5 protein-coding genes and 1 pseudogene are annotated in these 9,641 nt (G+C 71.1%); 1 reads left to right on the top strand and 5 read right to left on the bottom strand.

The window, feature by feature from the left end; genetic code table 11:
- Positions 1-18: 18 nt before the first annotated feature.
- Positions 19-1,383, top strand: a complete 1,365-nt coding sequence (locus QM624_RS14060) for a proteasome accessory factor PafA2 family protein (protein ID WP_415092859.1) — start codon at positions 19-21, stop codon at positions 1,381-1,383.
- A 14-nt stretch (positions 1,384-1,397) separates the two neighbouring features.
- Here the strand turns inward: QM624_RS14060 and QM624_RS14065 are convergent, their stop codons facing one another.
- The 5 genes and pseudogenes from QM624_RS14065 to QM624_RS14085 all read right to left on the bottom strand — a co-directional run.
- Positions 1,398-1,727, bottom strand: coding sequence for a hypothetical protein (locus tag QM624_RS14065; protein ID WP_415092861.1), 330 nt, complete (start codon positions 1,725-1,727; stop codon positions 1,398-1,400).
- A gap of 304 nt (positions 1,728-2,031) precedes the next feature.
- Positions 2,032-2,457, bottom strand: a complete 426-nt coding sequence (locus QM624_RS14070; RefSeq protein WP_415092869.1) for an acyl-CoA thioesterase — start codon at positions 2,455-2,457, stop codon at positions 2,032-2,034.
- Positions 2,458-2,707: 250 nt separating this feature from the next.
- Positions 2,708-4,444, bottom strand: a complete 1,737-nt coding sequence (locus QM624_RS14075) for a hypothetical protein (protein WP_415092863.1) — start codon at positions 4,442-4,444, stop codon at positions 2,708-2,710.
- Position 4,445: 1 nt separating this feature from the next.
- Complete coding sequence (locus tag QM624_RS14080) at positions 4,446-8,564, bottom strand: hypothetical protein (protein WP_415092865.1); 4,119 nt, start codon at positions 8,562-8,564, stop codon at positions 4,446-4,448.
- A pseudogene (locus tag QM624_RS14085) lies at positions 8,561-9,641 on the bottom strand (hypothetical protein); the annotation flags it as partial. The gene QM624_RS14080 and the pseudogene QM624_RS14085, both read right to left, overlap by 4 nt.

Here is a 9,641-nt window from a genome sequence, read left to right on the forward strand (position 1 = left end):
CAACCCTACGATGAGGACATGCCGCTGCTGGGAACCGAGACCGAGTACGGCATCCTCGCGCCGGGGCGTCCGGACCTGCATCCGACGGTGCTCTCCGCCGCCGTGGTCGACGCGCATGCCGGCTCCGCCACGCTGTCCCGGGTGGATCCGGACGACCCGATCCCGATCGAGGACGCCCACAACCGGTTCCTCGGCAACGGCGCGCGGCTCTACGTCGACCATGCACACCCGGAGTACTCCACGCCTGAGGTGACCTCGCCACGCGCCGCGCTGCTGGCCGACCTGGCCGGTGACGCGATCGTCGCGCGGGCTGCCGTCAGGGCCGGCGAACGGTTGGGGACTCCGGTGCGGGTGTTCAAGAACAACACCGACGGCAAGGGTGCCTCGTACGGCTACCACGAGAACTATCTGTTCGACCGCGCGACGCCGTGGGACCGGATCGTCGAGGGCATGTTGGCGTTCCTGGTGACCCGGTTGGTGTTCACCGGCGCCGGACGGGTCGGCCTCGGGCAGGCCAGCGACGCTCCCGGATTCCAGTTGTCCCAGCGTGCCGACTTCTTCGAGACCATCACCGGCCTGGAGACCACGGTGCGGCGTCCGCTGGTGAACACCCGGGACGAGCCGCACGCGGATGCCCGCCGCTGGCGTCGGCTGCACGTCATCGCCGGGGATACCAACCGTTCCGAGACGTCCACCCTGCTCAAACTTGGGACGGCGTCCGCGGTCGCTGCCGCCATTGATGCCGGTGTGTTTCGTCCACTGCTGCTGGCCGATCCGCTCGGTGCCGTCCGGCTCGTCAGCCGTGATCTGGCCTGCGAGACACCGCTGGAGCTGATGGATGGACGCCGGCTGACCGCGATCGAGATCCAGCGGGAGTATCACGCCCAGGTGTCGGCCGCGGGCTGCGGCGACACCGAGGTGAACGCCTTGTGGGCGCGGATCCTCGACCGCTTGGCCGACGATCCGATGACCTGCACCGAGCTGGATTGGGTGGCCAAGCTCGCTCTGATGGAGAGCTTCCGCCGCCGTGATGATCTCGGCTGGGATCATCCACGTTTGGCACAGCTGGATCTGGCCTGGGCCGACCTGGACGGGCGGGCCAGCCCCTATGCCGCGCTGGTGCGAGCCGGACGGATGCCTCGGCTCACCACGGACGACGAGGTCGAGCGCGCCGTTACCGAACCGCCCGAGGACACCCGGGCCTATCTGCGCGGTCGGCTGGTAACCGAGCGGACGTCCGAGGTGCTGGGCATCGACTGGTCGTGGATCCTGCTGCGAACGCGACAGGGACGTCGACGGTTGCGGCTGGAGGACCCGCTGGGCGATACCGCAGAGGATGTGCGAGCCGTGGGTGGCCTGGATGCTCTGATCGTCCGCTCATGATTGCGGACGAGGTGTCAGCAGGTTGTCGGCCCGAGCCGCAACGCAGAACGTCGAGCATGGCCGTCGCGCGTCGCCTCAATCTCGATGTCGATGCACGGTTGCGCGGGGTCGACCAGTAGGCCGCCCAGGTAGGACTGCGGGGCACCGTCGGGGCACGGACTGATGTGGAGTTCTCTCGTCACCCAGGGGTCGATTTTCACTCCACCTGGCGAGTTGGCCCACACGGTCCCCGGTACGTATGCCAGGTAGTGCGGAGGTTTGATCGTGAGCACGATGTCCGCCGGGCTGGACACGGCCAGGGGCGCCTTCCAGAAGAGCGCAGTGGGCAGAACCTCAGTCTTCACGCCTGCGCCGTCCGCGGGAGGTAGTGGAGTCGGAGCGGCACCCTTGGTGCCCGTCAGGACAACGCCGAAGGCACCCCGTCCGTCCGAAGGGGACGCAGATCCCTGGTGGCCGTCCGGACAGCCGAAGAATCTGGGTGGGCTGGTCGCGGAGGGCGTGTTCGTCGGCGAGGGGTCGGATGTGGTGCAGGCCGCGCAACTAAGAAGCACAGTCACCGACAGCAGGCCGGTCACCACCGGCATCACTCTTCGGACGGACGGAGCGAGACGGTGAATGGTCATGGCGAAGGGTCCTGAGTCGACATGCTCAATCGCTTTGATCGCGTCCGGCCAGTCGTTGTGTCCGGCGCTGTTCGGCCTTCGCCCACCGGGCCTTGTCGAGGTCGGTGACCGGCTCGAACTGCGGGACCGGCATCGCCTTGCCGTTGTCGTCGAGGGCCACCATCACGAAGTAGCAGCTGGTGGTGTGCCGCCGGACGCCGCTGAGGATGTCTTCGGCCTCGACCCGGATGCCGACCTCGATCGACGTCCGTCCGGTGTAGTTGACCGAGGCCAGGAAGGTGACGAGTTCGCCGACATGCACGGCACGGCGAAACCACACCCCGTCGACGGCGGCGGTCACGCAGTAGCGCCGGGCGAACCGGCTGGCGCACGAGTAGGCGACCTGGTCGAGCACTTTGAGCAGATGCCCGCCGTGCACGTTGCCGGCGAAATTGGCCGTCTCCGGCGTCATCAGCACGGTTTGCGAGAGGGTACGGGGCGGGTGTTCGTCCGTCACGGGACAACTGTAAGACCGACGCGCATCGACCGGAACCGGCGCCTGATGAGCGAGAGCGCACCACCGAGCCAGCGTGGACCGAAAGAACCGTCCCCTGCGGTGCGAATCTCGCATGCCGGGGGACGGTTCTTTCTGGTTCGAAATTCGCACGTCGAAGAACCGTCCCCGGAGGTTCGGAATTCGCATGCGGAAGAACCGTCCCCCGTCATTCGATGAGGTAGTCGTAGCGGACGCCGCTGGGTGGGACGGTGGGGCTCACCTTGGTGCGGTGGGCGGCCCAGACGTGCAGGGTGCCGTCGATCCAGCGGGCGGCCTGGTAGCTGCGTTGGACGAGGAGACCGCCGGTGGGCACCTCCTCCTCGGGGATGAGGAGGGCGCCGTCGGGGCCGCCGCCGAGGAGATCGGTGACGCTGTGGACGAGGCGGCGTCCGTCGATGTCGAGGACGGAGCCGCGGGCGAGGACCACCTGTTCAGTGGGGCCGGGGCGTACTGGGATGAGGGGAATCCAGTGCGGCGGTGGGGCCTGGGCAAGGTGATAGTCGGGTGCCGGATCGGGATCGCCGGGCGGATCGGGTGGTCGCGTCGAACTCAGCGGCAGGCCGGTCTGCAGCGGCGATTCGACGGTCTGCTCGATCGCCCAGCCGAGGTTCGCCTGCTCGTCGCGGGCCAGCAGCACCTCTTCCACCACCGGTCCGACCAGGGGTTTCGCCAGTCGGGGCGCGACATACAGCAGGTTGCGGATGGTTGCGCCCTCGGGTTCGTTCGCGTCGAACGGCATGGCGTGCTGGAACACACTCCAGCCGCGGGCCGAGGTCGCGTTCGGGTCGCCGACGTGCCGCAGCAGGGTCCGGACGCCGAACGTGTCGGTGACCACCAGCGACGACGTCCGCACCAGGGCGCCGACCGGTAGGTCGACGCCGATCACGAACCAGTCATTGCCGTAGCCGGAGAGGGTTTCGATGAGCAGTACCTGGGCCAGATCGGTCTCCGCGGGCTGCAGCGCGGCCAGATTGAGGTTGCCGTCCTCGAACTCCCAGAACCGGCGCGCGGGCAGCCCGGGTGCGGTGACCGGGGCGGGCATCACCGTCCGGACGACGGCGGGTCCGGCCTCGCTCGGCTTGGTGCCCAGGTTCACCTCCCCGTTGACGTCGAACTCGTACCAGTCGAGCACGTCGCTGTCGTAGCGGTGCGCGGTGAGTGTGGTCTCGTCGAACGGGCTGTCGCCGAGACGGGCCGCCATGGATGCCGTGTGCTCGAACCGCGTCGGCTGCCAGCATTCGGCGGCCGGGTCCACGTCGTCGAACAGGTCGGCAACTAGGTGCAGCCAGTCGGCGCAGGCGGCCCGCAGTTCGGCCACGTCGCCGGGGGCCACGGTTTCGTCGATCCGGGGTTGCGGACGGCCGGCCAGTTCGGCGCGCAACCGGCGTCCGTCCAGGCTTCGGCCACCGTGCAGGCGGGCATAGCCGGCGGTGGCGGCGTCCGCGTCGGCCAGCACGTCGTCGCCGTAGACCGGGACGGCGAACGCGCGCAGCAGCGCCGGCGCGTAGTCACGAGACACCGTCTGGCCGGCCAGCAGACGCAGGAACAGCCGTCCGGTATCCACCCCGAGCCGCAACCCGGCCAAGGTCTCGGCCGCCGACGGCAACGGCGCGCCGGCCTTCTCGATCAGCGTTTCCAGCGGGGCGGCGAGCGCGGCGAAAGTGGGTGCCTGCATGGCGGTGTTCGGCGGGATCGGGCCGGCGACGAATCGGGTCGGTTCCGCCGCGACGCCACGCCAGCGGGCCACCACCGGGGTGCCGCCGTCCTGGCCGGCGAACTCGCCGAGCTGCCACTGCCGGGCCAGCAGCCACAGCGGATCGTGCACGGGTGCGGTCGCGCCGACCGTGACGTCCGCGCGCAGCGGATCGGGTTCGAGTCGGGAGTAGCTGGTGATCGACGCCATCTCAGCCTCCTGCCGGATCGAACACGTGCGGGTTGGTCGACGGCACGTCCGCCTCGGTGTTGAAGGCGAGCACGGACGCCGGCAGGTACTGCCGGACCGCGCCGAGCGCTTCGGGCGGAACCGCGCGCAGGTGGGCCAGTTCGAGGGTCTCGATCAGCACCTGATTGAGGCTGCCGACCGTCCACGGCTCGCCGGGCACCGGCGGCACAGCGAGCAGGATCGCCTGCGGCGCCATCGACTCGGGCGGGTCGTAGCGGAACGCCACACCGGTGGTCTGGGTGTCGGACGGCACCACCTCCGCCCACTCGTCGAGGAGCAGACCGGACAGGGTTCGCCCAGGCGCCAGCAGTTCACCGTCGATCAGCAGCAGCGAACTCGCACCGTCCACATAATTGCTTGCCGGCAGGGCATTCCAGGTATCACCGGGGGCGTACGGCAGCTGTGCCACCGTGAGTCGCAGCGGCTGTCCGCCGAACGCTTCGGCCTCACGCAGCGCGATCCCGGCTCGGGCCAGCGGCTCCCGGACCCGTTCCATCCGGGTCAGCCAAACCTCAGCGGCCAGCGGATCGTTTCCGGTCAGCGCCGGATCGTCACGAGACGCCACTAGCTGATCGATTCCGGTCGGCACGAATCGGGGGACCGCCACAAACCCCGGCCCGAGCAGGGTGCGTGCCTCCGCCAGCAGTCCATCGACATCGTCGGACGGCGCAGCCTGGGAGGCCAGGCGTCCCGCCAGATCGGCCCGCACCCGAGCGGCCGCGGCGTCCCAACCCGATTGTGCGGACGGCAGCCCGGCCTCACCGACGCCGAACGTCCAGGACGCCACGACCGCATCCCGCAGGTCGTCCTCGGAATCGGCGGCCAGGGCCTCGTCAAGGGCGGCGGCCACCTCGGTGACCCGTTGCCGGGCGGCGGTCACTCTGGCGCTCAACTCGACGACATCGGTGCCCCCGATCGGGTCGGCGTGCGGCGGTTGCAGTGCGGCGCCGTCCAACGGCTTGGCGGCGGTGATCAGCGCCGCCAGCGACCCGCCGAGTTCGAGGAGCGCCAGCAGGTCGGCGTCCGGCAGGAGTTGCGCGGTCGCCACCGCGGCACCGGACGCCAGAGCGGCCCGGGCGGCCAGTTCGCGCAGGCCGCCCTCGGTGCTGGCCAGGTGGACGAAGTCGGACGCCGTCAGTTGCAGGTCTGTCCATGGCACTGAGGTCGCGGGTTCGCCGGCCAGTGTGACGCTCCGTGTGGTGGCGGGTCCGAGCATCGACCCTAGCCAGGCGTCCAGGGCCGGTTCGGCGGCGGCACGGGCGGAGATCCCGGGGCGGAGCCCGGGATGACTGGGGGCCGCCCAGCCGGGGGTGGGCGGGGCGTCCGGGTCGAACAGCAACACCACCCGGTGGGTGACTGCGGCGCCGGTGCGCGGGGTGGTCAGGAAGTCGAGATCAGGGGGAGGAGTGAGGCCACGGTCCACATCACCGACGCTGCTCACCGCACGGGTCAGGTCGCCGCGGGCGAACTGGTGGGCCTGCTCGGCCTGCAGCGCGTCGGCGCAGGCGTCGACGGCGGCGTTGAGCGCCCGCAGCACGGCGATAGCCCGTTTGCGCTCGTCGTCGGTCGGCGTCCGGCCCATCGACACCAGGTGGTCGACGGCATGGTCCTCGCTGCCCAACCACAACTCGTGCAGCGCCAGGCCGTCCAACCGGCGCGCCTCGACCGGCAGCTCCCACTGGCCGGGCAGCGGCGCCGCCTCGCGGGCATCGTTGATCGCGAAATCCAGGTGGCGCTCATGCAGGTCGCGCTCCACCAGATAGCCGAGCACTGCGCCCATCGTCCTCCCGGCCCGGACGCCGTCGAAGACCCAGCGGGCCATCCGGATCCGCTCCGAGGTCAGGCTGATCGCGAACGGGTCCTGCTCGCCGCCGCCGTGCGCCAAGTGGGCGTTGCGCAACATGGCAGCCACCTGCGCCTGATGCACCGACGGGGCATGGATGAACCCCGGATCGTCATCGGCGAACACCAGCGGCGCCGGCTCACCAACTGGCAGCTGATTCTGCGGGACCGGGGCGGCCGTCGACGGCTGCAGGCCCTCCACCCAGCCGTAGCCGCCGCCCAACAGCCCGGACGGCGCAGCGTCACGCAGCTGTGCCAACCGTGCCGACGCCAACGCGGTCACCCAGGCGTCCAGCCGGTAGCTGGCGGCATCGAGGACGCCCACCAGTTGCCGCTCCAAGGCAGCCGCGGAGGAGTCCGCCAATGCTTCGACGGCGGCCCGGAACCCGGCGAGCGGACCCGTCGGCGACTGGTCGGCGAGCCGGTCGCGCACCGTGCCACCGTCCGGCAACACAGTAGCCCTGCGCGCAGACCAACCGGTGGCATCGTCACCGAAGCCGTAGAACTCGGCGTCCTGGGCGGGCAGCCCCAACAACCCGGACGCCGCGTCGGCATGTTCGCGCAGCAACCCGTGCCGCAGCAGCGCCTCGAGCACCGAGCCCGGCGGATCGGACGCGGTGGCCAGCGCGTCCGGGTCGGCGGCCAGCAGGGCCCGCAACGCCTCGGCCTCACCCTCGGCGCGGACCAGCGGCAGAGTGACCGGCCGCTCACCGGATTCGTGGACGACCAATGCCCCCGGCACCAACCCAAGGCCGGCGGCACGGGCGATCGGCAGATTCCGGTCCCGCGCGGCGTTCCAGAAACCGATGTCGGTCAACTCCAGGGCGAGGAAGCGGACCAGGTTGTCGGCGAACCGGGCCCCCATGCTGCGCCGCAGGGTCAGGTCGTCGGAGCGTCCCTCGATCCGCAGCACGTCGACCAGATCGGCGGTGACGTCACCGCGTCCGATCCGCGGCGCCAACCCGACCGCCGGACGCCAGCCCTGCTCGCGCAGCCCGCCCAGCACCTGGGCCAGCCGGGTCAACCGCTCGTCATCGCCCCCGAACCGGCCCAGCGAGGTCACCGGCAGCACCCCGTACGGCTGCTTGCCGATCCGCAGCGCCGGCAGCGGGCCGTCCGGGCGAACGAAGCGACCGGCGAAGTCACGCGCCCAGCCGTTCGTCGCGGCGTCCACCCCGATGAACTGGGTGAGCCAGTACCCCCAGGTGGCGGGCCACAGTGCCCGGTTCATCGCGGACGCCACCCGCGGCTCGTCCTGATCGGCATGCGACAGGCCGGCGAAAAGGTCCCTGCCCACACCCAGCAGTCCCGACGCCGTCGCCCCGAACGTGCCCGGCTGCGGAGTGGTGGCTACCGGTGACCAGCCGCCCGGATCGGTGCTCGACCAGCCGGACGGCGCCGCCTCGGCATTGTTCGTGGTCGCCTCCGGCGCCAGGAACCCCAGCCCTGCCGAATATCGCTGCGCCTCCAGCAGAGCGGCCACCTCGGCGGCACCGGTCGCAGCGTCACCGGAGCGGACGCCGCAGGCCACCAGCAGGTCGACCGGACCGGTCACCGGCAGCCGCACCGCCATGCCCAGCTGTTCGGCCGCTGCGAAGTCGATCAGCCAGTTCATTCCGGTATCGACCGCGGCGACCTCCTGATCGTCGGCGTCGGCGACCAGCGGCGCGGCCAGATCGGGTCCGACCGCCGGGTCGAGGGTGATCGGCGCACCGGTGACGGCCGCCAGCAGCTGCCCGCCGGAGTAGGCGGTCACCGTCCACTGCTGCGGCAGCAGCCGCGCCACCGGCGTGCGTCGATCGTCGGTCACCTGGAGGGCGGGGAACGTCGGTTCGGCGCTCAACGGCTCGCCGTCGGCCACCTCGGCGTTCGGCCGGGCCGCCGGATTGGTCGGACGGGTGGCCCGCGCCACCCAGCCCGCGCGTCCGGGGCCGAACCGCTCAGCCAGTGCCGCCCACAACCGCTGCTGCCGCGCGGTGTTCGTGCCGGTGCGCCACTGGCCCCGCCAAAACTCCTGGCCAGCGGCCTGTTCGGCCTCGGACAGCCGTGGATCGTGGGCGTCCACATGGAGCTGATCAGGGTAGATCCGGACCAGCAACTCACCCTCGGCGTACCGGGTTTCCAGCCGCACCGGCAGCAACGCCAACGGTTGCTCGGCATCCGCCAGCACGCCGGTCAGCCGCGGGTCGGCGATCAGCGCGTCCGCGGTCAGCGGGGCCAGGTTCAGCGGATCGGTCATGGTTCGGGCTCCCGCATCAGCACGGTGATCGGAATGGTGATCCGGGCCGGGAGTTGACGCAGCCGTCCGGCCAGGGCCGCCGCGGTCGCGTCGGTGGCCGGGGCATGGGTCACGCCCGGGGGTGCCTCGCCAACCTCGAAGCCGAACCGGGGCGCGCTCGGCTGCTCGGCGATGCTGATCGCGTACTGGTCGGCCTGCGCCAGCGGAATGCTGAAGCCGAAGTAGCTGACGTCGGGGTCGAGCGAGCCGCGGAACACCGGCAGCAGGGTCCGCGGCGGGTTGGCGCCCGGGTGGGAAGCGGTGACGACGGCGTCCGGGAAGCGGCGGATCAGTTCGCTGCGCAGCAGCAGCACGAACCGCTCCGCACGCAACGTGGGGGCACCCAGCGCCCGGTCGGCCCACTGGTCCAACGGTGGAATGTCGGGCGGTTCCGCGGGTGCGACCGCGGCGTCCCAGAACTGGTCGAAGAAGGTGCCGGTCAGCGGTGTCGGGAACTCGCGCCACAGCAGCTCCCGGCCGAACTCGTGGTTCAGCCCGACCAGGAAGGCCTCGACGAATGCTCCGTTGGTGCGCAGCGCGACCGCTGTGTTGGCGGGGACGCCGTCCAAGCCGGGCAGCAGCCAATGCTGGCCGAGTTCGACCAGGGCTTGCGCCATCGGCGTCGCGAAGCGGGGCACGAAGCGGAGGTTGGGCACCGGCGCCTCCGATCCGGGCTGCGCCGGGATTGGGCTGCTGAACAGCGAGCCGACCGCCGCCGCGAAGGTGCGGACGGGTGCGACGAGTTGCTTCGCCTCCGCGACCAGCGATCCGACCGTGACCGTGCCGTGGTGCGGTGGATGATGCGGGCGCTCGTCCAGGAACGCGGTGAGATGCGTGCCGGCCACCTGGCGGAACAGTGCGGCGGCCTGCGAGTCGCGCCGCGGCGGATGAGGGTGCGGACGCGGGTCGACGGGATCCGGGGGCTCGGGCGGATCGGGTGGATCGGCCGGGTCGCCGGGCCGGCGACGAGGGGGCGGAGTGGCTTCGCCGCCGTCTTCGGGCGTGCGCAACGACGGCCGGAACACTTCGCCGTGCCCC

It is taken from the genome of Micropruina sp., assembly GCF_047606365.1.
Classification (GTDB): domain Bacteria; phylum Actinomycetota; class Actinomycetes; order Propionibacteriales; family Propionibacteriaceae; genus Micropruina.